Source organism: Vibrio pelagius, from assembly GCF_024347575.1.
GTDB classification, from domain to species: domain Bacteria; phylum Pseudomonadota; class Gammaproteobacteria; order Enterobacterales; family Vibrionaceae; genus Vibrio; species Vibrio pelagius.
Genome location: NZ_AP025503.1, coordinates 2,440,118 through 2,463,824 on the forward strand (window position 1 = coordinate 2,440,118; position 23,707 = coordinate 2,463,824).

The 23,707-nt window shown below is 45.0% G+C and carries 24 protein-coding genes and 1 pseudogene; 14 read left to right on the forward strand and 11 right to left on the reverse strand.

Annotated elements, in window-relative coordinates; all coding sequences use genetic code 11:
• Positions 1-194 precede the first annotated feature (194 nt).
• The 3 genes from vsple_RS10610 (at position 195) to vsple_RS10620 (ending at position 1,736) form a co-directional block, all read left to right on the forward strand.
• Positions 195-485 carry a hypothetical protein gene (locus vsple_RS10610; RefSeq protein WP_032551692.1) on the forward strand — a complete coding sequence of 97 codons (291 nt, stop codon included), beginning with the start codon at positions 195-197 and terminating at the stop codon, positions 483-485.
• A gap of 3 nt (positions 486-488) precedes the next feature.
• Positions 489-932: a YaiI/YqxD family protein gene (locus vsple_RS10615; RefSeq protein ID WP_150895918.1), complete on the forward strand. Its 444-nt coding sequence runs from the start codon at positions 489-491 to the stop codon at positions 930-932.
• Between the two features lie 78 nt (positions 933-1,010).
• Positions 1,011-1,736 (forward strand): MipA/OmpV family protein, encoded by a 726-nt coding sequence (locus vsple_RS10620; protein ID WP_261881976.1) that lies wholly within the window; start codon positions 1,011-1,013, stop codon positions 1,734-1,736.
• A gap of 117 nt (positions 1,737-1,853) precedes the next feature.
• Here vsple_RS10620 and vsple_RS10625 read toward each other — a convergent pair whose 3' ends face one another.
• From vsple_RS10625 to vsple_RS10635, 3 genes are all read right to left on the reverse strand, one after another.
• Complete coding sequence (locus vsple_RS10625; protein ID WP_261881977.1) at positions 1,854-3,440, reverse strand: AbgT family transporter; 1,587 nt, start codon at positions 3,438-3,440, stop codon at positions 1,854-1,856.
• A 389-nt stretch (positions 3,441-3,829) separates the two neighbouring features.
• A complete protein-coding gene (gene ykgO / locus vsple_RS10630) occupies positions 3,830-3,955 on the reverse strand; it encodes a type B 50S ribosomal protein L36 (protein WP_005380299.1) in 126 nt (41 codons plus the stop codon).
• Positions 3,956-4,216 carry a type B 50S ribosomal protein L31 gene (locus vsple_RS10635; RefSeq protein WP_032551687.1) on the reverse strand — a complete coding sequence of 87 codons (261 nt, stop codon included), beginning with the start codon at positions 4,214-4,216 and terminating at the stop codon, positions 3,956-3,958.
• Positions 4,217-4,337: 121 nt separating this feature from the next.
• Here vsple_RS10635 and tsaA point away from each other — a divergent pair, with 121 nt between their 5' ends.
• From tsaA to vsple_RS10655, 4 genes are all read left to right on the forward strand, one after another.
• Positions 4,338-5,033 carry a tRNA (N6-threonylcarbamoyladenosine(37)-N6)-methyltransferase TrmO gene (tsaA, locus tag vsple_RS10640; RefSeq protein ID WP_261881978.1) on the forward strand — a complete coding sequence of 232 codons (696 nt, stop codon included), beginning with the start codon at positions 4,338-4,340 and terminating at the stop codon, positions 5,031-5,033.
• Positions 5,034-5,133: 100 nt separating this feature from the next.
• Entirely contained in the window at positions 5,134-6,852 is a 1,719-nt protein-coding gene (locus tag vsple_RS10645; RefSeq protein WP_261881979.1) for a proline--tRNA ligase, read from the forward strand.
• Positions 6,853-7,333: 481 nt separating this feature from the next.
• Positions 7,334-7,537: a YaeP family protein gene (locus vsple_RS10650; RefSeq protein WP_032551682.1), complete on the forward strand. Its 204-nt coding sequence runs from the start codon at positions 7,334-7,336 to the stop codon at positions 7,535-7,537.
• Positions 7,538-7,539: 2 nt separating this feature from the next.
• Positions 7,540-7,731, forward strand: coding sequence for a DUF4250 domain-containing protein (locus vsple_RS10655; RefSeq protein ID WP_032551680.1), 192 nt, complete (start codon positions 7,540-7,542; stop codon positions 7,729-7,731).
• Between the two features lie 450 nt (positions 7,732-8,181).
• Here vsple_RS10655 and glyA read toward each other — a convergent pair whose 3' ends face one another.
• Entirely contained in the window at positions 8,182-9,432 is a 1,251-nt protein-coding gene (glyA, locus tag vsple_RS10660) for a serine hydroxymethyltransferase (protein ID WP_150869141.1), read from the reverse strand.
• A 346-nt stretch (positions 9,433-9,778) separates the two neighbouring features.
• Here glyA and vsple_RS10665 point away from each other — a divergent pair, with 346 nt between their 5' ends.
• From vsple_RS10665 to vsple_RS10675, 3 genes and pseudogenes are all read left to right on the forward strand, one after another.
• Positions 9,779-10,381 carry a YitT family protein gene (locus vsple_RS10665; protein WP_255230088.1) on the forward strand — a complete coding sequence of 201 codons (603 nt, stop codon included), beginning with the start codon at positions 9,779-9,781 and terminating at the stop codon, positions 10,379-10,381.
• Positions 10,382-10,510: 129 nt separating this feature from the next.
• A pseudogene (locus vsple_RS10670) lies at positions 10,511-12,056 on the forward strand (winged helix-turn-helix domain-containing protein).
• 100 nt (positions 12,057-12,156) lie between these two features.
• On the forward strand, positions 12,157-13,080 hold the full coding sequence (locus vsple_RS10675; protein ID WP_261881981.1) for a hypothetical protein: 924 nt from the start codon (positions 12,157-12,159) through the stop codon (positions 13,078-13,080).
• A 98-nt stretch (positions 13,081-13,178) separates the two neighbouring features.
• Here the strand turns inward: vsple_RS10675 and treC are convergent, their stop codons facing one another.
• The 5 genes from treC to gmhB all read right to left on the reverse strand — a co-directional run bounded on the left by treC (position 13,179) and on the right by gmhB (position 18,509).
• Positions 13,179-14,870 carry an alpha,alpha-phosphotrehalase gene (gene treC, locus vsple_RS10680; RefSeq protein WP_261881982.1) on the reverse strand — a complete coding sequence of 564 codons (1,692 nt, stop codon included), beginning with the start codon at positions 14,868-14,870 and terminating at the stop codon, positions 13,179-13,181.
• 66 nt (positions 14,871-14,936) lie between these two features.
• A complete protein-coding gene (gene treB, locus vsple_RS10685) occupies positions 14,937-16,361 on the reverse strand; it encodes a PTS trehalose transporter subunit IIBC (protein ID WP_261881983.1) in 1,425 nt (474 codons plus the stop codon).
• Between the two features lie 193 nt (positions 16,362-16,554).
• Entirely contained in the window at positions 16,555-17,499 is a 945-nt protein-coding gene (gene treR / locus vsple_RS10690) for a trehalose operon repressor TreR (protein WP_261881984.1), read from the reverse strand.
• Positions 17,500-17,570: 71 nt separating this feature from the next.
• Positions 17,571-17,909: an MliC family protein gene (locus vsple_RS10695; RefSeq protein ID WP_261881985.1), complete on the reverse strand. Its 339-nt coding sequence runs from the start codon at positions 17,907-17,909 to the stop codon at positions 17,571-17,573.
• Positions 17,910-17,957: 48 nt separating this feature from the next.
• Entirely contained in the window at positions 17,958-18,509 is a 552-nt protein-coding gene (gene gmhB / locus vsple_RS10700) for a D-glycero-beta-D-manno-heptose 1,7-bisphosphate 7-phosphatase (RefSeq protein WP_032551763.1), read from the reverse strand.
• 216 nt (positions 18,510-18,725) lie between these two features.
• Here gmhB and metN point away from each other — a divergent pair, with 216 nt between their 5' ends.
• From metN to metQ, 3 genes are read left to right on the forward strand one after another with little or no spacing between them, the layout of a single operon-like run.
• Positions 18,726-19,760, forward strand: a complete 1,035-nt coding sequence (gene metN / locus vsple_RS10705) for a methionine ABC transporter ATP-binding protein MetN (RefSeq protein ID WP_261881986.1) — start codon at positions 18,726-18,728, stop codon at positions 19,758-19,760.
• Positions 19,750-20,427, forward strand: coding sequence for a methionine ABC transporter permease (locus vsple_RS10710; RefSeq protein WP_032551667.1), 678 nt, complete (start codon positions 19,750-19,752; stop codon positions 20,425-20,427). Before metN ends, vsple_RS10710 begins: the two co-directional genes overlap by 11 nt.
• A 25-nt stretch (positions 20,428-20,452) precedes the next feature.
• Positions 20,453-21,262, forward strand: a complete 810-nt coding sequence (gene metQ / locus vsple_RS10715) for a methionine ABC transporter substrate-binding lipoprotein MetQ (RefSeq protein ID WP_261881987.1) — start codon at positions 20,453-20,455, stop codon at positions 21,260-21,262.
• A gap of 118 nt (positions 21,263-21,380) precedes the next feature.
• Here the strand turns inward: metQ and vsple_RS10720 are convergent, their stop codons facing one another.
• Positions 21,381-22,157, reverse strand: coding sequence for a Zn-ribbon-containing protein (locus vsple_RS10720; RefSeq protein ID WP_255230077.1), 777 nt, complete (start codon positions 22,155-22,157; stop codon positions 21,381-21,383).
• Between the two features lies 1 nt (position 22,158).
• Positions 22,159-22,704, reverse strand: a complete 546-nt coding sequence (gene syd / locus vsple_RS10725; RefSeq protein ID WP_255230076.1) for a SecY-interacting protein — start codon at positions 22,702-22,704, stop codon at positions 22,159-22,161.
• Positions 22,705-22,835: 131 nt separating this feature from the next.
• Between syd and queF the strand changes: the two genes are divergently transcribed.
• Complete coding sequence (queF, locus tag vsple_RS10730) at positions 22,836-23,681, forward strand: NADPH-dependent 7-cyano-7-deazaguanine reductase QueF (RefSeq protein ID WP_255230075.1); 846 nt, start codon at positions 22,836-22,838, stop codon at positions 23,679-23,681.
• Positions 23,682-23,707: the final 26 nt, after the last annotated feature.

Sequence of the window (23,707 nt, forward strand, 5' to 3'; positions counted from 1 at the left end):
AGCTATATTGTTAACAAAATAAAACCATTAAAAATCAACACCATGGAACAAGATGAAGTTATCAGCTCGATATCGAAATCGCTTTATCTTACAGCCTTTGTAAGAGATCTCGCACAAACGAATGTCGCTTTTAGGATTCGCTATCCACAGCTTGAGCGAGTAACATACAAAGAGATGACGTTATGGAGGTTAATATGCTAACGAAAGATGTCTCAGACGAGCTAAAAAGTGTCTTGGAAGGACTGCAAGCTCAAGGAAAAGAGCCGACGGTTGCACTGGTCAAGGCACGTATGAGTACACCGGTGCCAATGCCGGCACTGATAACGACGATTAAAAGCTGGAAGAGTGCCAACCGAGTTCCAAAAGTCGAAGTCGCGGCTCCGCAAGACAATGCCACCGACAAACTTGCACAACTCGAGCAACAGGTTATCGCTCTTACCGAGCGCGTAACTCAGCTTGAAGCAAAATTAGCAGAGAAAGAGTAAATGATGAAAATTTGGGTTGATGCCGACGCCTGCCCTAAGGTAATTCGAGAAACCATCGTACGTGCCGCAGAACGTACAGGCGTTGAGTGTACCTTTATTGCCAACCACGTAGTGCCTGTTCCAAAACGCAATAATATCCACTCGGTTCAAGTACCTAGTGGCTTCGATATTGCTGACAATGAGATCGTAAAACGTACCGAAGCGGGTGATCTTGTAATTACATCCGATATTCCACTCGCTGATGAAGTCATTACCAAAGGTGCATTAGCACTCAGTTCTCGTGGTGAGCTATATACTAAGGAAACCATCAAAGCACGCCTTAATATTCGTGATTTTATGGAAACCATGCGCTCTAGTGGAGTACAAACCGGTGGTCCTGCATCTCTGTCACAGACGGATCGACGAGAGTTTGCCAATCACCTCGACCGTATTCTTGCTAAACGCTAAGAACCCTAGAATCCCCCTCTGAAATAAAATAGGCACTGCTCCGTTCTTATCTAAAACGACAATAACGGAGTATTGCTTATGATGTCTCGCATTGCCTTATCATTGACTCTCGCTATCACGGCCAGTCCCACCACTTTTGCCAGTGAAGAGTACGGTATTGTAGGAGGTAGCCTCACCGTAGGTGAAAGCGTCTTTTCGACCAAAGACTCAGCTCAAGTAGGTGTAACGCCCAACCTTTTCTACTCAGGTCCCATTGGGTTTGTTGACGGTAGCTTAGCCAATTGGCAAGTCTTACCCTATGTTGGCCTTTCAGGTCAGTGGCGTTTTGCTGAAGTGTCCGACACCTTTACCGATTTACCCAACGGTATCGAAGACAGAGACGGGAGTGGTGAACTCGGTCTAACACTCGGCACTGTAGGTGCGCGCGTGACCTTTCTGCACGATGTAACCTCTGAACATAAAGGCTATGAAATTCAGCTACACCTAGGACGTACCCTTGAGACCTGGGACTCTGCATTTACTCTAACCCCCTACTTTGAAATCGACTATCGTGACGAAAAACTCTCAAATCATCTTTATGGCATAAGCGCAGCAGAATCGACCGCATCTGGCTTAGCCGTCTTTGATGCAGACGGGACATTTGTTTATGAGGCTGGTGTGATAGGACTCTATGAGTTTACTCCTCACTGGATTGGTATCAGTAAGGCGGAGTTTATTCACCATGATACCAATAGCCCGCTTATCCAAAGAGACGTAGGTTGGTCGTTAGAAGTAGGTTTAACCTATCGTTTTGCAGGCCTGTAATCTTTTAATATTCGCTATTAGCTCTTCTATTAGTTGTTGTAGTTAACTGGTGTATGAACAAAAAAAACCTGCACACTGTGCAGGCTTTTACATTGATCATGAATTCACAATTCAGTACTAAGGCGTGTAGTAAGTTGCAGCGCCAGGACCGACAGGTAGACCGAATACGAATACCCATACGTAGAACATTAAGCTCCAACCAACGATGAATACGATCGAGTATGGAAGCATAGTTGCAATCAGAGTACCAATACCTAGATTCTTCATGTAACGCGTTGCTACTGCAAGGATAAGACCGAAGTAGCTCATCATTGGAGTAATAATGTTCGTTGTTGAATCACCGATACGGTAAGCCGCTTGAATCGTTTCTGGAGCGTAACCAACAAGCATTAGCATTGGAACGAAGATAGGAGCTGTTACTGCCCACTGTGCAGAAGCAGAGCCAATCATCAGGTTAATGAAACCACACATTAAGATGAATGCGAAGAACAGCATTGGACCTGTTAGACCGATTTCCTGTAGGAAGGTTGCGCCTCCTACTGCGAATACTTGACCGAAGTTAGTCCACTTGAAGAAAGCAACAAACTGAGCAGCGAAGAATACAAGTACAATGTACATGCCCATAGAAGACATAGACTTAGACATTGCATCGATAACGTCGCGGTCGGTCTTCATTGAACCAGTCACTTTACCATAAACAAAACCAGGAACAGCGAAGAATACGAAGATAAACGCTACGATACTCTTAAGGAACGGAGAGCCTGCTACCGTGCCTGCTGCAGAGCGTAGTACACCGTCTTCAGGAACAATCGTCCAAGCAAGAAGTGCTGATACTGCTAGCACAGCGATACCTGCTAGCTTAAGACCTTTTTTCTCAATGTCGGTTAGCTTGCCCATTGAGTCATTTGATAGGTCTTCAGACGCTTCTTCATCGTTGTATTTACCCAGTTTCGGCTCAACAATCTTCTCGGTTACAAATGCACCTGTAATTGCGATAAAGAAAGTAGAAACAAACATGAAGTACCAGTTTGATTCTGGACCAACTGTGTACGTTGGGTCGATCATTTGTGCTGCTGTTTCTGTAATACCAGAAAGCAGCGGATCAACCGTACCGATTAGAAGGTTTGCAGAGTAACCACCGGATACACCAGCGAATGCTGCCGCTAGACCAGCAAGAGGATGACGACCCAGAGAGTGGAAAAGCATTGCTGCTAGTGGGATAAGTACCACATAACCTAGCTCAGAAGCCGTGTTAGAGATGATACCTGCGAATACCACAGTTACAGTAACCATGCGCTTAGATGCGCCCATTACCATGCCACGCATCGCAGCAGATAGTAGACCAGAGTGCTCAGCAATAGCTACACCTAGCATTGCAACAAGCACAGTACCTAATGGCGCAAAGCCAACAAAGTTCTTAACGAGATTCGTTACGATAAGTTGTAAGCCTTCAGCATTTAGCAAGCTTACAACGTGGATCATGCCGTCAGCAGCACGCCCTGGAGCGCCTTCTGGACGAGGATCCATAACAGACACTTCAAAGTACCCTGCGATACCTGAAGTAACTAGAATTGCGACACAGAAGATTGCAAAAAGAGTGATCGGGTGGGGTAATAGATTCCCCAAATACTCAACACCATCGAGAAAACGGGTAAAAATAGGTTTCTTTGGCGAGTTGTTTTTTATTGAAGCTGATGAACTCATCAGTTCCCTCCTTGTAGTGATTCCTATGCAAATGTGACAAAAATGTTCAAATTGCAGGCGCAGAGTACTCGACAAAATAGTCAATTAGAAATGTAAAATGTTACAAAGTGTGTATTAAATCATATAAATTAACGCCATTTGAACAAAAAATTAGCAAATAACACCAAATAAAACAAAAAATACAGTCTTATAATTCATATAAATACATTCATTCTGTTTATATACCGCACCCTAACTACTTGATTCAACGTCGCCTAAAATTCCCTCTATACAATAAAAACAGTCTATCGCCGATGAAGAGCTCATCAGAGAAAGAGATCACAACTCAACAAAGAAAAATGTGACCTCGTCTCCTAGATTGTTACATGTTCTTCACATGCCAGTGACGCTTACTTTTGCACCGCTTTGAATCTTGGGTTGGTTTTGCAGATCACATAAAGGCGCCCTCTTCGCTTCACGATTTGGCAGTCAGGGTGACGACTTTTCGCACTTTTTAGAGATTTAACGACTTTCATTTACTTCTCTCCTTTGCTGAATTGACCAAAGCGACGTGTAAAGTTCGCCACGCGACCCTCTTTATGGATCACACGCTGCTTACCGGTATAGAAAGGATGTGATTTCGAGGACACTTCAATCGTGAAATATGGGTAGGTGTTACCGTCTTCCCATTCGATAGTACGATCAGTTTTTAGGGTCGAACCAATTAGAAAATACTCATCAACACTCGTATCGTGAAAGACAACTGTACGGTACTCTGGGTGAATATTCGGCTTCATTTCTTTACTCCATCATTTAAAGCGTTATGATATAACATATCAAATGATAATCATTATCAAAAGAAACACAAGCGGTTTTATGCTATTTTTGCCACAAATCGTAAGTTGAGACGCCTCAAACATGTACACAATTGAGCCTATTGGTTTTATCGAATCGCCATATAAAGAGAAGTTTGCCGTACCTAGACAACCAAGGTTAGTGCCTTCAGCGCGTGCTCGCGTCAAACTATCGGGAGCCGCGAATTGCTTGGAGTCTGTGCGGGAAATAGAACAATTCAGTCATGTATGGTTGCTATTTCTATTCGACCAAAACTTACAAGCGGGCTGGAAGCCTACAGTTCGCCCTCCACGTTTGGGCGGCAACGATAGAGTTGGCGTATTTGCTTCTCGAGCCACTTTTAGACCAAACGGTATTGGCATGTCAGCAATAGAGCTAAAAGGTGTCACACAAGAAAAAAGCCAAACTTACCTAGAATTAGGCAGCGTTGATTTGGTTGATGGCACACCAATTATCGACATCAAACCCTACATCCCCTACTCAGATTCTATTCCGGATGCTCTGGGAGGGTTTGCAGCCGAAGAGCCAGAAGTGTTGGAGGTTAATTTTTCGCAGCAGGCCCAAAGCAAGCTGGCACAACACCCGCAAGCGCGTCATATTATTCAGGTGATCAAAGAGGTATTAGGCCAAGATCCTCGTCCCGCCTATAAGAAAGGTAAGCCCGATACCAAGGAATATGCAGTAAATTTGTTCGATCTGAACGTCAAATTCACTGTAGAGGCACTTTTCATCAATGTTACTGACATTGAACGCTTTTGAGATCCTAAATAGGCTGATATTATATGCGGCTAAATCGGATTTATTGTGGCAAAAGCTACAGTGAATTTTCTTTAATTTATGATGAAACGGATACCATAGAATGCGTACCAGTAACTATCTTCTTTCTACTCTGAAAGAGACTCCAAACGACGCAGAAGTTATCAGCCACCAGCTGATGCTACGTGCAGGTATGATCCGTAAGCTAGCTTCAGGTTTATACACTTGGCTACCTACCGGTCTGCGTGTACTGCGTAAAGTCGAAAACATCGTTCGCCAAGAGATCGACAATGCAGGTGCAGTTGAGACTTTAATGCCCGTAGTGCAGCCGTTTGAACTATGGGAAGAGACTGGTCGCAGCGAAAAAATGGGCCCAGAACTGCTGCGCTTTACTGACCGTCATTCTCGTCCGTTTGTTCTTAGTCCAACCGCTGAAGAAGTGATCACAAGCCTAGTTCGTAACGAAGTAAACTCGTACAAGCAGCTTCCTCTGAACCTATACCAGATTCAAACTAAGTTCCGTGATGAGCGTCGCCCTCGTTTCGGCGTAATGCGTGCACGTGAATTCAGCATGATGGATGCGTACAGTTTCGATATCGACAAAGAAGGCCTAGAGAAATCCTACCAAGCGATGCACGATGCTTACTGTAAAGCATTCGACCGCATGGGCCTTGAGTACCGTCCAGTACTGGCTGACTCTGGCGCTATCGGTGGTAGTGGCTCTCAAGAGTTCCACGTACTCGCAGAAAGCGGCGAAGACCTAATTGCATTCTCTACAGAATCTGATTACGCAGCAAACATCGAGAAAGCTGAAGCACTAGCTCCTACTGAAGAAGCTGCGGCTCCAACTCAAGAGATGGAACTGGTTGACACTCCAAACGCGAAAACTATCGCTGAATTAGTGGACCAGCACGGTCTAGCAATCGAGAAAACGGTTAAGACTCTATTCGTAAAAGCTTCTGATGAAGTAGACGCAGACATCATTGCTCTAATCATCCGTGGCGACCACGAACTGAACGAAGTAAAAGCGGAAAACCTTCCACAAGTGGCATCTCCACTAGAGATGGCTTCTGAAGAAGAGATCCGTGCACTAGTAGGCGCAGGCCCTGGTTCACTTGGTCCTGTGGGCCTAGAGCTACCGTTCATCGTTGACCGCTCTGTTGCAGTAATGAGTGACTTTGGCGCAGGTGCAAACATCGACGGTAAGCACTACTTCGGTATCAACTGGGGTCGTGACGTTGAGCTTGCTCAAGTAGAAGACCTACGTAACGTAATTGAAGGTGACCTAAGCCCATGTGGTAAAGGTACACTTCAGCTTAAACGTGGTATCGAAGTGGGTCATATCTTCCAACTAGGTAACGTTTACTCACAAGCGATGAACTGTGGCGTGCTTGGTCCTGACGGTAAGAACGTTATTCTTGAGATGGGTTGTTACGGTATCGGTGTATCACGTGTTGTTGCTTCTGCAATCGAGCAGAACCACGACAAATACGGCATCATCTGGCCAGACGCACTAGCACCTTTCCAAGTGGCTATCGTTCCTATGAACATGCACAAGTCCGAAGAAGTTAAAGAAGCGGCTGAGAAGCTATACGCTGAACTAACAGCTATGGGTATCGAAGTACTATTCGATGACCGTAAAGAGCGTCCAGGCGTCATGTTCTCTGACATCGAGCTAATTGGTATCCCTCACACTATCGTGATCGGCGACCGCTCAATGAAAGAAGGTAACTTCGAATACAAGAACCGTCGCGAAGGCACTAAAGAAGCAATCACAATGGATTCAATCGTTGAGCACGTAACTGCTCAGTTTGCTAAGTAAGCAGACCGTCATCGATTGAAACTCTAAAAGGCTGCCACACGGTAGCCTTTTTTGTATCTCTTCTTTTTACCTTTCTTAATTCATGATAAAAACTGTATGAAAAAGCGTACCTCAACGAGCTCGCTCGCCAGTTATACCAATCACAGTAAATAAGAGATCAAAAATAGCGCAGGAAAAAGGCTTGAGAACAAGGCAGCTTTTCTGCAACAGAGAGTTTCGATAAGTAGTTATTCTACAATCAAAAATTCTAACGCAGTTATCGAGCATTTTAACAAGCTAGGATGAGCAATTATTTACTACGATTGGTATTAAACCTAGCCGACGAAGTGAAACTACAGCGAGAACAACAGGTCACCATTTAACCTCGTAAAATGAGATCTTGAGCAAGAACAAACTTAAATGAATATTCGTTGAATGCGCTTTGTTTTTGCTTTTCTCTGTGTGTATATTGAGAGAAGTTATCATTTAGTTAGGTATAGAAATGAAAGTATACGATTGTTGTGATTTAGTTCGTGAGCTTTATTCTCAAATCGGCAGTGGCGATCAAGGCTACATCCCTCAAGCTATTACATGTGCAGTGAAAACACTCAACGATTTAGCCGCCGATGAATCTCTGCCACGCGAAGCGCGCGAACGTGCCGCTTTTGCTGCCGCAAACTTGTTGATCTCTGATTTCGAGGACTAGACATGAACTTAGCGAATTTTGAAACCATGGATCCTGTGATGCTAATGAGCATCGTAAACATGAAGCTACGTGACGACTTCTCTGGCGACCTCGATAAACTCGCTAACTTCTTCGATATTGATAAGGCTGCACTCGAGGCAAAACTTGCGACTGCAGGCTTTGAATTCCTACCTGAAGCGAAACAATTTCGATAAGTCTAGACAGATTGACAAAGGCCAACCTCGTGTTGGTCTTTTTTATTGGCGCGAGTTAAAGCAAAAAACTCATTATAAATTATCTCTTTACACCTATACTTTTATATCTCAGCCTTAGAGCAATCGCTCCAGCAGTGGAGCTTGTCGCAATAAAGGGTTTTCAAAAACTAAAAAGGCTCCTATAGAAGGAGCCTCTAGTATCATCGTTTTTCAAAGTAGATGAGCGAAGTTCAAGGAGCTCACACGGAGTTTGCGCTAGCAAATGAGTATGTGCGACACAGAAATTCGTTCACTCTCTAAGCATTTCTATGCCAATAAAAAGGCTCCCAACAGGAGCCTTTCAAATCGTATTTTTCAATCAAATAGCTTTAGTTCAAGGAAAAGGCGCGGAGTTTACGAATGTAAATGAGCACCTTTGACACAGAAATTAAGCTATTTGAGCCAGAAAAATTAAGCGTAAACCGGTAGACGCTTACAGATCTCTAGCACTTTTGCTTTAGTTGCTTCGATAACAGACTCATCACCCATGTTATCTAGGATGTCACAGATCCAACCTGCTAGCTCTTTTGCGTCTGCTTCTGTGAAACCGCGACGAGTAATAGAAGGAGAACCGATACGGATACCTGACGTTACAAACGGGCTGCGTGGATCGTTTGGTACTGAGTTCTTGTTTACTGTGATGTTTGCTGCACCGAGTGCTGCATCGGCTTCTTTACCCGTGATGTCTTTGTCGATTAGGTCGACTAGGAACAGGTGGTTCTCTGTTGAACCTGAAACGATGTTGTAACCACGAGCGATAAACTCTGCAACCATTGCTTTTGCGTTGGCAACTACGCGTGCTTGGTACTCTTTAAACTCTGGCTCTAGAGCTTCTTTAAACGCTACTGCTTTACCAGCGATAACGTGCATTAGAGGACCACCTTGGCCGCCTGGGAATACTGCTGAGTTCAGCTTCTTGTATAGATCTTCGCCTTCGTTAGAAAGGATAAGACCACCACGTGGACCTGCTAGCGTTTTGTGCGTTGTTGTTGTCACAACGTGCGCGTGTGGTACTGGGTTCGGGTAAACGCCTGCCGCGATTAGACCTGCTACGTGCGCCATATCTACGAATAGGTAAGCACCGACTTTGTCCGCGATTTCACGCATGCGTTTCCAGTCACAGATTTGAGAGTAAGCAGAGAAACCACCGATGATCATCTTAGGCTTGTTCTCGATAGCTAGCTTTTCCATCTCTTCGTAATCGATTTGACCTGCTTCGTCGATACCGTAAGGGATGATGTTGTAAAGCTTACCAGAGAAGTTTACTGGAGAACCGTGAGTTAGGTGACCACCGTGCGCTAGGCTCATACCTAGAACAGTGTCGCCTGCGTTCAGTAGCGCCATGTATACAGCGTTATTCGCTTGAGAACCTGAGTGAGGCTGTACGTTCGCGTACTCAGCACCAAAAAGCTCACATGCGCGCTCGATCGCTAGAGTTTCAACTTTATCTACGTACTCACAACCACCGTAGTAACGCTTGCCTGGGTAGCCTTCAGCGTATTTGTTTGTTAGCTGAGAACCTTGAGCTTCCATTACACGTGGGCTTGTGTAGTTTTCTGAAGCGATTAGTTCGATGTGTTCTTCCTGGCGAAGAGTTTCTTCTTGGATAGCTGCGAATAGATCCGCATCGTAATCAGCGATGTTCATGTCACGCTTAAGCATCTGTATCTCCTGACTCAGATTGTACTGAAAGTTTCAAAAAAACCACATAACGACCGAAAGCAAACGTTTTCGTCACCGTTTTAATGGGACGCATCATACATAATTTGATCTAGGTCATAAAGAGCTAATTGCAATTTTATCATGCAGTTTCTTCATAATGACATATAAGCTTCATCATACTTATGCGACACATCGCATCAGCACGCGACTTACTGTCAATTTTTCGCTTTACACCCTGTAAAACGAACATTACATAGGTTTACCTTAATTTTGAGTCTCAAGCTACCGAAAATCCATGTTTTTATCTACTATGCACGCCTTTATTGGCTAGGTAATTATAAAAACGATGGAAAAACACTCACGTAAAGAAGATTGGGTTGCCATTCTTACAGGAACCTTCTTAGTCGCACAAGGCGTCTTCTTTTTACAGTCTGCTCAACTACTTACTGGCGGGACCACGGGCTTGGCTCTACTATTGAGTCAATTTCTACCTATCACCTTCGGTGTACTTTACTTTATCGCAAACTGTCCATTCTATGTATTGGCGTGGAGACGTTTTGGGCGTAATTTTGCCATTAGCAGTGCTTTTTCCGGTGCTTTAGTGTCTGTTTTTGCAGATCATCTGTATTTAGTCATCTCGCTTGATGCCTACAATGAGATTTATTGTGCGATCGCTGGCGGCTTGCTCATGGGGCTTGGCATGTTGATTCTATTTCGCCATCACTCCAGTTTGGGGGGCTTCAATGTTTTGTGCCTCTACATCCAAGACCGCTATGGTATTTCAGTGGGTAAAACTCAAATGGCGATTGATGTCTGTATCCTATTTGCGTCGTTCTTCTTTGTATCACCTTGGATTATCGCCGTTTCAGTACTTGGGACTGCGGTATTGAACGTTGTGCTCGCTATGAACCACAAACCGACACGATACTCGGTTAGCTACAGCTCATAAGCTTGCAGGTTAGCCCTCGCTTTCTCGATTTTGAGTCAAAATAAAGTTAGTGCTTTTGTTTGGGATACTTAGCTGCTTTTTATAAACAAAGCAGCTAAAATCGTTTACTTTTATGACACGCGGTTTCCTATGCAAGACTTCCTCTCTGCTGCTCAGGCGAACAATACCTCTATCGTTATTGCCGATTTGGTGTACAACCCTAGTACCCGAGAGTTAAGCACACCTCAAGAAGTCATCAATTTGGAACCACGCTCAATCGAGTTGCTGGAACTTCTGCTACGCCATGTTGGAGAACCACTTTCCGCAGAGTTCATCATCCAAGAGATTTGGCAAAGTAGCTTTATCTCCAAGAATGTCCTAACCAACCGAGTAAGCACGCTGCGTTCGCTATTACAGAAACACCTTCCTGACAGCGACGCCACTAAGATACTGGTGACTTACCCGCGCAAGGGCTATTTTCTCAACCCGAGCTCTGTTCATCTAGAGAGCGTTGAAAGCGAGCAGCCTGCTGAACCAGAGACTGAGTACAGTAAAACATCAGCAAGCCCACGCTGGCTATGGCTAGTGACACTTATGCTACTCACAAGTACAATCACATTGGGCTATCTGTGGTGGCAATCTCCAAACCACAGCTCTGAACTCACTCGACAGCAACGTCTAATTCCTAAGGTTGAGCTATTGCTCAGTCGCATTGATGTCGTCGGTGACAACGCTAGACAATACCGAGCAGCGATTAAGGCTCTGTTATTACAACAACAGATCGAATACTCCTATACTGATCTCGCGAATCAGGATGCTCCGAGCTACTTTGTCGACCCGTTAGATAACTCTCCTTTCTTTCCGGGCGCAAAAAACATGCGTACCAGCGATTATCTGTTAAATATCCAATTGAAAGACCAAGAAACGGACGATCACCTTGCAGCTCAGGTCAGTCTAATCTACCCAAGCTCCGGTAAACTGGCCTTTCGTGGCGTCTATAGCATTGATGTCAATGATCTGATTGATAGTCTCATGGCGATCAATCGAGAACTGGCTGACTACTTCGCGTTACCTCAGCCAGAAATGCCGCATTGGTCTATCGATAACAGCCAGCTTGGTGCATTGCTGACTAAGCAATTTGTTGATTTGGAGTCGATCAAGCTGAACTGCATGAACTCGACCCTAATGGCTCGTCAGTTGGCACTATACGAAACTGACCATCAACGCCTGATTCGTTTTACTAACCGAGTACAAACACACTTTAAGTTGCTTCCAGACGAACTCAAGCTGTGGCTTGGTGTGATTCACTTTAAGCTGCGCGATCTGCCAACAGCCAAAGCGCTGCTCACCAATCCATCAGGGCACTCTAGCATTGAGAATGCACTTATCTACATGATGATCTCATACATCAGTTTTCAACAAGGCAACCTCGACAACTTTCGTTTGAACTACATGGAATCTTTAGTCGCCCTGTTAAGGGTTATTCCTTCCGAAGCACTGTTTTCTAGACTGTCGCAACCGGAGTCAAAAGAGACCTGCTTGCAGCCTTGGAGAAGCTTAAAACTGAGTATCAAGGAGCCTTTAATCATTAAACCTTGGGAAGACCTGATGATTAATTACTGTACTTCAGTAGGTGAAGAGTTTGCTGACAAATAAAGATAAAACAATAAAAATCAAAGACCTAAATATAAATTAAGAACTCATGTGACTTCGTTTTTTGCCCTATAAACGATTTAAAACCTAGTATTCCGAGCAATTTCGGCAAGCCTTGCCCATTCACTTTCGGAATACTCAACATGAATAAAACTTTGACTCTCCTTACCGCTTCATTGGTTGCTCTGTACGGCTGTGGTGGCGGTGGTTCTTCTTCAGGCTCCACCAGCAATCAGAAAGGTCCAAGCAACCAAGCAGACTTTCCAATCAAGAATGCGCTGTTTGCCCCTAAGCCGAGTACTATCTTGAACTATGTATTCGAGGCTGATAGTCAACCAGACGGCAATATGTCTATGCTCTACTCTTCATTGAGTGCAGACGAACTCATCGAGCGATTACAGCAAGATCCAGAGAGTGAGGCATTGCAAGACGTTGTCAACCTTCTGAGTAATTTTGGCGTCGATCAGTTCTACCAATCGGAAGCCGTCTTCAATGAAGACCAGACGCAACCGGAATATACATTTTACTTTGCAGGCACCGATAACGCTCTTCATGAAATCACCGATCTTTATTTCATGAAATCTCTTCCTACGGCCATGCTAATGGGCAGCAGCCCACAATTTTTAGTCAAAGGCTCTCTTGTTGAAGACGAAGATCCGAACATTGATATAAGTTCAAACCCTGTGTCTGTAATCGTAGATCTGTCAGGAGAGGAAGTGAAGCGCATGCTTGACTCCTTTGATTACGATGTTTGGGTGGAAACATTAGAAGATACCGCTCAGTGTCGAACGACCTGGAGTCAACAAATCGGTAAAACAGGTGCTCGCAAAACGTTAAATGTATCAGGCCAATCGGTTGAAGCAGCATACCTAACAGAGAAAAACACTTACAACCTTGTATGTGGAGATATGGAATTGAACGATTCTAAGGAGTTTGAGAGCACGATTGAACGCTGGTTTAACCCAACTCTCGGATTGATTGAGCAAACGGAAAAATTAAAGAGTGAAGAGAGTCCGCTAGTGAACGTAAAAGCGTCTCTCAACAAAATCGAAACAGCCTCGCTCTGAGAGCCGATTGTTTGAAGGTACCGCAACGCCTTTCTTCTATATTAAGCCCCTATCCTACTGAGGTAGGGGCCTATTTAGAACAAGCCTATGGCTCAATATTAGGCTTGGTTATCAATCAACAAAATACGCGTCTCATATGGGCGCAGTACTTGATGATGCGATGTTACTGAGTCGTCTGTCTCTTGGTAGTTAGAAAGCAAGCACTTGGCATTCGTCATCTCAAAACGCTCAGGTAAAGCACACTCCGTCTCTTCACCATAATAGTTATTTATACACAACAGAGCTTGCCTTTCGCTCTCGCGAGAATACGCAAATACCGATGGATGCTCGGGTAGCAAGTCTTGATAATCACCATCAGTGATCACTGGCACTTGTTTGCGTAACTCAATCAATTTTTTGTAGAAATAGAACACGGAATCAGCATCTTCAACCGCTTGTTTTGCATTCACTTCACGGTAGTTACTGGCCACTTCTAGCCAAGGCTCAGCCTTTGAGAAACCAGCATAATCAGAAGCATCCCACTGCATTGGTGTACGAGAGTTATCACGCGATTTCTGCGCCAGAATTGCCATCATATCTTGGTGTGAAACGCCTTGCTCGTTAACCATTAGTTGGTAGATGTTGGTGCTCTCTACATCACGATACTGGGCAATATCTTGGTAGCTCGGATTCGTCATGCCAATCTCTTCGCCTTGATAGATGTATGGCGTGCCTTGCATCATATGTACTGACGCCGCCAACATCTTCGCAGACTCAACGCGGTAGTTTTGATCGTCACCCAAACGGCTCACCACACGAGGTTGGTCATGATTACACCAGAAAAGTGCGCCCCAACCTTTACCGTTGAGTCCACTCTGCCAGTGGTTAAAGATCGACTTCAGCTGTAAGAAGTCAAACGGCGCTTTGGTCCACTTTTCACCATTCGGATAATCCACTTTCAAATGGTGAAAATTGAACACCATTGATAGCTCTTTATTATCTAGGCTCGAGTATTGCTGACAGTGCTCAAGGGTGGTCGATGACATCTCACCAACCGTTACGCTGCCGTACTTTTGGAAAACCGCTTCGCTGATCTCTTGTAAGTATTCGTGAACTCGTGGGCCATCTGTGTAGAAACGGCGACCATCGCCAATCTCATCGTTAGGGAAATCTTGCTGCTTAGAAATCAGGTTAATAACATCTAAACGGAATCCATCGACGCCTTTCTCCGCCCAGTAACTGATGATCTGTTTAACTTCACCACGAACCTTAGGGTTTTCCCAATTAAGGTCGGCTTGTTCTTTTGCAAATAGGTGCAAGTAGTATTGACCAGTTGCTTCATCTAGCTCCCAAGCATTGCCACCAAATTTGGATTGCCAGTTGGTTGGTGCCTTACCATCAACCGGATCTCTCCAAATGTAATAGTCACGATATTGGCTCTCTTTATCGCCCAAAGCCGATTGGAACCAAGCGTGGTGAGTCGAGGTATGGTTAACAACAATATCCATGATGATGCGAATACCACGTTGGTGAGCCTCTACCAACAATTGGTCAAAGTCCGCCATAGTGCCGAACTCTGGGTTTATCGCGTAGTAATCAGAAATATCGTAGCCATTATCCACCATCGGTGATTGATACACTGGTGTTAACCAAATGGCGTCTACACCCAGTGTTTTTAAGTAATCTAGTTTGGATATCACTCCTTGAATGTCACCAGTTCCTTTGGCGCCACTATCACAAAAACTCTTCGGATAAATTTGATAGATGGTTGCGGTCTTCCACCACATCGCATCACGATTCTGATTGGTCATCTCTACTCACTTACAAAAATAAAAATGGAGCAACAGTGACTCAAAACACTATTGCTCCTTATAAAATTAAGCGCTTGCCGCTGTTAACTCACCCTTAGCCTGTGCTCGCTTGTAGAAGAACAGTGTTAAGATGATTGGAACTGCAATCGCCACCGCCAATGCCAACAGATAAACCGTCCAGTATTGCGGCTGAATCGATAGAATGCCTGGCAAGCCACCAACACCGATACCATTTGCCATCACCCCGGCACCACCACAAATTGCAGCCGCAGCAGCACTGCCTAACATTGCGCTCAGCATTGGGAACTTGTATTTCAAGTTAATGCCATACATCGCAGGCTCTGTTACACCCAAGTAAGCTGAGATCGCTGCAGGCACAGAAATATCACGTTCACCTTCGCGCTTGCTTAAAATAATGATGCCGACAACGGCAGATGCTTGAGCCACATTTGAGAGAGCAATGAGCGGCCAGATGGGTGTGCCGCCAAGCTCTTGCATTAATTGCAAATCAACGGCGTTGGTTGTGTGGTGAATACCGGTAATCACAAGTGGCGCGTATAGGAAGCCAAAGATTGTGGAACCTAGAATCGCGAAGTCACCCGTCATAGCCGCTTTCGCAGCAAAGGCAACACCATCGCCAAGCACTCGACCAAATGGACCGATGAAAGCATGCGCCAAAATCACAGACAAAATGATAGAGACGAATGGCACAACCACAAGATATAGGTAAGCCGGAACAATACGCTTGAGGTTGGTTTCTATGAAGGCCAAAGCAACGCCGGCTAACATGGCTGGAATCACTTGCGCTTGGTAGCCCACTTTTTCAATGACAAACAGGCCGAAGTTCCATACCTCAGGCACGGCTTTACCTATCATGTAGGCGTTCATCAGTTGTGGTGAAACCAAGGTGACACCAAGCGTGATACCCAAGATCGGTGTTCCGCCCAGTTTCTTCACTGTAGACCAACACACCCCAACCGGGAGGAAGAAGAAGATAGCTTCACCAATCAACCATAGGAAAGAGTGGACCGTAGCCCAAAACTGGCTGAGCTCAACCAGAGTCTTACCATCGAACATACGAATGTCGCCGATGACATTACGAAAGCCAAGAATAAGACCACCAGTAATAATGGCAGGCAGCAGCGGTACAAAAATTTCGGCAAGGTGTGAAATACCGCGCTCTAACACATTCATGTTTTGACGAGCAGCCAACTTGGCCTCATCTTTCGACGACTCTTGTTTGCCAGTCTGTTCAATCAGTAACTTGTAGACCTCATCGACCTCAGTACCAACCACGACTTGAAATTGACCCGCGTTGGTAAAACACCCCTTTACTAAGCTCAGTTTCTCTAACTCAGTTTTGTCCGCTTTGTCTGTGTCATTCAATACGAAACGTAAACGAGTTAAGCAGTGACTAACACTCGCTATATTGTCACTTCCACCCACTAACTCAATAAGACGCGTAATGTCTTGCTTCGCCATCTTACCCATACTACCCCACCCTGGTTCTCTTCGTTCTACACTCAAATTCAGTTGAATTCATCACCAATGGGAACATTCCCATAACTTGGTAAATATAGTGCCTGCATGATAATAGAATTAAAATGGGAACAGTCCCATTAATTGAATGAGATCACACTCTTCAGTTTAGTAAATAGACCGAGCTCACCCTAGAAATGAGGACTTAAACGATGGGCTTTTGGGTATGATGAGAGATAGGAGTTTGACCAAGTAATTGAGATATCAGCAACTTAGCAGCCAAAGTACCCGCAGATTGATAACCAGGATCAATACTAAATACACGTGGGAATAAAAATGAAAGCAGATCACTGCCACCGACCCCAGTTACCATCACATCTTCACGTTGCAACTCTTGCAGACGTTTTATCACGCCCAGTGCTAATGTATCACTCGCACAAGCGATCGCTTGAGTCGTCGATCTAAGCACTAGGTCAACCAGTTGGTAGGCACTCTCATGGTGCAAAGCACCAGTCTGGTAGTTTGGCTTAATGTTGTTGTCACTACACCAATTCAGATAGGCGTTCAGACGTAATTCACCCGTCGATTTGTCACTAGGATCAACACCGATAAAGCCGATCTCGGATAAGCCCTGCTCTTGCAAGTAAGCAAGGGCACTGCCAATCACCTGTTGGTTATCGTAGTTAATCGAGGTGACGTTCTCAGTATCTAATGCAATCACAACTGCGCGGTGTTCCCACGATTCGATGGCTTCGATATCACAATCGGTAAAGCCAAATACAATAATGCCATCAACATTACGCTGCTTAAGAACTTGAAGATGCTCATTGGCTTTCTCACGATCGAACAGACTCTCCATGATCACCACATCATAACCAGCGCGATACAGCTCTTCGAGCATCGTACTTACGGCTTTGTTCTCAGACGGAGAATCCAGACGAGAGATGATCACACCAACCACTTTTTGGCTGCCGCCACGCATCGATTGCGCTGATTTAGAGGGAGTGTAACCCGACTCCTGAATCACTCTTTCTACTCTTTCACGTGTTTCTGGCTTCACTTTAGGATCATTAGTGAGAACACGGGAAACCGTTGATTTTCCAACACCTGAGAGCTTTGCGATATCAAGAATAGTGAGTTTTTTTTGCATCGAGTCTTATAAAGTTATTGATAGAAAAACGACAAGTAACGGATTTTCCGTGACTTGTCGTTATTGATTGATTATTGGATACGGCAGTTGCGGTAAGTCACTCTTCCAAGTTCCAATCGAGCATGTTCGCCTTTGGTAAACAGGGTGATGGCGTCCATCTGTTCCGTGGTTTCGGCATCACTAATATACTTAGCACCAGAAGCAGACACCACGTGTTTAAGGCGATATTGGTTATCAGGCAGTCGAAGAACCGCTTGCCCGTCACCGTAAGCAACATCAAATGTTTGGTCAGATTCGCACTGGTAAGTCATGTATTCACCACTGGAGATATCTTTCTCTACCACCTCAGATTGAGAACATCCCATCAGTGCTGCCAATGTAAATAGGCAAACGGTATACTGTCTCTTCATAAACATCCCTTTCGATTAAAAAACAACCCAACTGCTGTTGTTGTTGAATTAACGCTTCAGGTAAGCAGGCACGTCTGCAATGCTATCGAGGACTACGCTCGCTAAGGCTTCACCTTTTTCTGTAACCGGTTTACCCGTTCTGACGAGCACCTTAGTGCCAACACCTGCAGCTTCTGCTGCCATCATGTCTTCCGCTTTGTCGCCGATCATGACTGACTTCGCCATATCAATCTTCAAGAAGTCACGCGCCGAAATGAACATTCCAGGCTTGGGCTTGCGACAATCGCAATCTTGCTTATATTCGCCAATACCGTGCTCTGCATGATGTGGACAGTAGTAAATACCATCTAACTCTACGCCATTGTCGACGAAATTCCAGTCCATCCATTGAGTTAAAGATAGAAAGCGGTCTTCGCTAAACATACCACGAGCGATACCTGACTGGTTGGTGACCAATACTAAAAGGTATCCCATGTCTTTGAAGGCTTTTGCTGCTTCAAAGACGCCGTCGATATACTCGAAATCATGCTCATCATGCACGTAGCCGTGGTCAACGTTAATTACGCCATCACGATCTAAAAATACAGCCGGTTTTGACAAAATTTGGTTCTCAATCAACTCTCTATTAATCACTAATTATTGCACGCTTTAGTAGCTTCATCACCTGCTAATTGTAGTACTTGATATAGATATTTTTACGTTTAGACGTCTAGACGTAAAAATATCTATTGACTTAGATCACGTAACGCCATAGCATCGTCTGTAAATCGAACAAACTATCAACATATTATTCTGTTCACCGTTACAGGTTTATTTATGATTAAAGTGAATCAAGTCAACAAGGTTTTCTATCAAGGCGCGAAAGAGATCAACGCCTTAATAGACATCAATCTTCACATCCCTCAAGGTCAGATCTTTGGCGTTATCGGCTCATCAGGTGCAGGTAAAAGTACGCTGATCCGCTGCGTGAACATGCTAGAGGCACCTACCTCAGGTGAAGTGATTGTTGATGGCGTCGACCTCACAAAGCTAAGCAAGTCAGAGTTGAGTGAAGCACGACGTAACATCGGTATGATTTTCCAACACTTTAACCTGCTCTCTTCTCGTACCGTATTCAATAATGTGGCACTGCCGCTAGAGCTTGCTGGTACAGACAAGGCAATCATCGAAGAGAAAGTGAGCCAACTGCTTGAGCTTGTTGGCCTCGCAGATAAGCGCGACAGCTACCCATCAAACCTAAGTGGTGGTCAAAAGCAGCGTGTCGCGATTGCTCGTGCACTGGCGTCTGATCCTAAAGTCCTGCTGTGTGATGAAGCGACCAGCGCACTAGATCCGGCAACGACTCAATCTATCCTTGAGCTACTTAAAGAGATCAACCGCAAGCTAAACATCACTATGCTATTGATTACTCACGAGATGGATGTCGTGAAAAGCATTTGTCATGAAGTGGCAATCATCGGAGGTGGTGAGCTGGTAGAAAAAGGCACTGTTGGCGACATTTTTGCTCACCCTAAAACAGAACTGGCGCATCAATTCATTCGCTCAACGCTCGATCTTTCTATTCCAGAAGACTACGAAGTAAGACTGCAAACAACGCGCGTTGAAGGTAGCTACCCTCTGGTCCGTCTTGAGTTTACTGGCGCCACCGTTGATGCTCCGCTAATGACTCAAATCGCACGCAAGTTCAACATCGACGTTAGCATTTTAAGCTCCGACCTCGATTACGCCGGTGGCGTGAAGTTCGGCATGATGGTCGCTGAACTTTTCGGTACAGAAGCAGACGACAACGCAGCAATCGAATTCCTACGTGAACACAATGTAAAAGTAGAGGTACTTGGCTATGTCCTTTAATGAAATCACAGATTGGTTAAGTCTTAACGGAAACCTACTACTTGGCGCGACTTGGGAAACGCTCTACATGGTCGCAGTAGCTGGCATCGTCGGTTTCGCTGTAGGTATTCCACTTGGCGTTATTCTGCACACCACTAAAAAAGGGGGTTTGTTAGAAAACACCAAGCTAAACAAAATTCTTGGCGCAATAGTGAACGTCGGGCGTTCTGTACCTTTCCTAGTATTGATGGTTGCTATCATCCCACTGACTAAACTACTGATCGGTACGTTTATTGGTACAACAGCAGCGATTGTTCCTCTGACTATTGGCGCAATCCCATTCGTGGCTCGCCTTATTGAGGGAGCGCTATTAGAAGTACCAACCGGGCTTGTTGAAGCAGCACAATCTATGGGCGCAACACCAACGCAGATCATCACAAAAGTTCTGCTACCTGAAGCGTTACCCACTATTATCAATTCAGTAACCATCACACTAGTCACTCTAGTGAGCTACTCTGCAATGGCTGGTACCGTGGGCGGTGGTGGTCTCGGTGACGTAGCGATTCGTTATGGCTTCCACCGCTATGATGTAACGATTATGGCTGTCACTGTGGTGATGCTGATCGTTCTAGTTCAAATCATTCAATCCATTGGTGACTCGATTGTTCGCCGTGTTGATCACAGATAAAAAGATGTATTAAAAGGAGATTATTATGAAATTCAGTCTAAAAAGCTTACTTGCTATCGCAGCCGCGGCATCAGCGCTCGTGCTATCTGGTTGTGGCGAAAAAGAGATCGACACATCAAAAGTTAAAGTCGGTGTTATGGCAGGCGCAGAAGCTCAAGTAGCAGAAGTTGCGGCTAAAGTTGCAAAAGAGAAGTTCGGTCTAGACGTTGAACTTGTCACCTTTACTGACTACGTGACACCAAACGCAGCATTAGATGACGGTTCAATCGACATCAACGCGTTCCAGCACAAGCCATACCTAGACCAGCAAGTTGCTGACCGTGGCTACAAGCTTACTATCGCGGGCAACACATTTGTTTACCCAATTGCAGGTTACTCTAAGCAAGTGACTTCTGTTGACGAGATTCAAGACGGTGCACGTATCGCGGTACCAAACGATCCAACAAACCTAGGTCGTTCTCTACTGCTTCTTGAGCAACAAGGTCTACTAGAACTTCGCGACGGTGTTGGCCTTCTTGCAACCGTGCGTGACATCGTAGGTAACCCAAAGAACCTAACTATCGTTGAACTAGACGCAGCACAACTTCCACGTTCACTGGATGACGTAGCGCTATCTATCATCAACACCACTTACGCAAGCTCTATCAACCTAACTCCACAAAAAGATGGTGTTTTCGTTGAAGGTAAAGAGTCTCCATACGTAAACCTAATTGTGTCACGTGAAGAGAACCTAAACGCAGAGAACGTTCAAAACTTCGTAAAAGCGTACCAAACTGAAGAAGTGTACAACGCAGCATCTGACATATTCCAAGGCGGCGTAGTAAAAGGCTGGTAATCCACGCTTTGAGCTTACCTCAATTAAGAAGGGCTGACATGATGTCAGCCCTTTTTTATAGGTAGCTTTGATTAACCTTTACTACGATTGGCGTTCCACCCCCAGCCAATTGAAAAAGTTACTTAATATGATCCCATGACATATTAGAAACGATACGACAGTCGTCGCATTTGAAATGGAAGATATCGTGAAGCGGTTCATCAAGCAGCCATTCACCACCACACTTCGGGCACTTTCTGGCTTGTTCATCTGCGAGACTTTTACCACCGACTCGATACTGATAGTAATATGTCGGTACTTTTGACAAGTACTCTAAACGGCCTCGCAGATCCCAACCGCGCTTGAACAGCACACTGTCAGCATCGCAAATTTCATGCAGTGCTGCATGTTCAGCACGACAGCCACCAGCCATCTGAATTTCATCACACGCCTGCCACTCCGTTTGCCATTTCACCACCGCTTTATGGTCACCATTGGAGGTCGGCGGATTGCGATAAAGCGGGATTGGCAATAATGTCTCACCGCTTCGCAATGGCGAGCAAGTATGGACATAAGTGGTGTAAAGCACCTGCCAGCTTGGTTTTTCATCTTCGGCAGCCTCTTCAGAATTGAGATCACGGCCAAGCATACGCATTTTCGGCGCGAGTAAGCTCGCTTCAGACAGACGGTTAAAGCAAACCTTCACAAAATCTGAGTGGTTTCTTGGGTGCAAGCTATCTTGTTCAGGGCAAACAACACGGACAAAGAATTCGCCTTCACCCATCACAACCGGAAACTCACGCCCCAATACCTGCCCGTTATAACGCAGTGCATCCATCAAACCGTTAATGGCCTTATCGACCGCGCTAATCGTGGTGTTATCAAAACACTCGAATTGAAGTTCTACAACGTACATCTTAAACAGCCGGTTCCAGTTTCTCTAAAAACTCAGCCAGCGTCGCTGCGAGTACATCACGATTGCCGGTGCCAAGGCGCTCAAGAATGACATTACCTGTCAGATTACAGATAGAGATCACGTCCATATCGGCATCGGTTGCGGCAATAAATACGGTCGGCTTAAGCTTCAGACGGCGCTGAGTCACTAAGTGCCCAAGAATGTTTTCTTGAAGGCGAACAAAGTCTTCATCGCTCCAAACTTGCAGCAGTGTCAAAGGGTTGCCATCAAAGGTCGCATCCATATCTGCACTGTATTGCGCGCCGTAGAATGTCTTAATATCTTCATGCAGTGATAACTCAATACCATTTTCAACGTTGGTAAAATCTGCATGCTGCTCACGAGGATAGTTTTTCCACAACACAGCACCCGACAACTTTTCTTCAACGCACGGAGAAACGAGGTCTGCTAGCTCTTCACTACGAGGTAAAGATTGATGTTGCTGCTGCCAAGCATCGACATACTGCTGACTGAATGAAAGTAGTGCGTCTTGGGCACGTTGAGTCATGAAAATCTCCTAAAGCGAAAATAATAAATAGAATCGGGCACCTTTCCACGTCGATTAAGCGATGACCTAATGACACAGTAATGGGGATTCAGTAAAATCGCCCCCATTCTAATCGAATTTGAAACGAAAGTATGAGCAAATATTCTGACGCTAAAGAGCTTGCGGGTTTAACCCTAGGTCAAAAAACTGAGTACGCTAACCAATACGATGCCAGCCTACTACAGCCTGTTCCACGTAGCTTGAACCGTGATGACCTCGCTTTAGGCGACGAACTGCCATTCATTGGTCACGATATCTGGACCATGTATGAGCTGTCATGGCTAAATGACAAAGGTTTACCTCAAGTGGCGGTGGGTGAAGTTTTCATTCCAGCAACAAGTCCGAATCTCATTGAATCAAAATCTTTCAAGCTGTACCTAAACAGCTACAACCAGACTCGTTTCTCTGATTGGGAAGCGGTAACCGAGCGCCTAACTCAAGATTTGTCAGTATGTGCAGGTGAAGCAGTACTAGTTAACGTAAACAAAGTGACTGATTACACCAATCAACCGATTGTTACTATGCAAGGCGATTGCATTGATGATCAAGATATAGAGATCACCAGCTACGACTTCGAAGCATCAATCTTGGAAGGTGCAACTGAGCAGGAGCAAGTTGAAGAGACTCTTCATAGCCATCTGTTAAAATCTAACTGCCTGATCACCAATCAGCCAGACTGGGGCAGCGTTGAAATTGCTTACACCGGTTCGAAAATCAACCGCGAAGCACTGCTGCGTTATCTCGTCTCTTTCCGCGAGCACAACGAATTTCATGAACAGTGTGTTGAGCGTATTTTCACCGACATCATGAAGTACTGCGCACCAACAAAACTAACTGTTTTTGCTCGTTATACTCGTCGTGGTGGCTTAGACATCAACCCATACCGTTCCACAGAACAGGATAAGCCTGCTCACAATATGCGTATGGCTCGTCAGTAAGTCATTGAAAAATTTCGACTCTAACT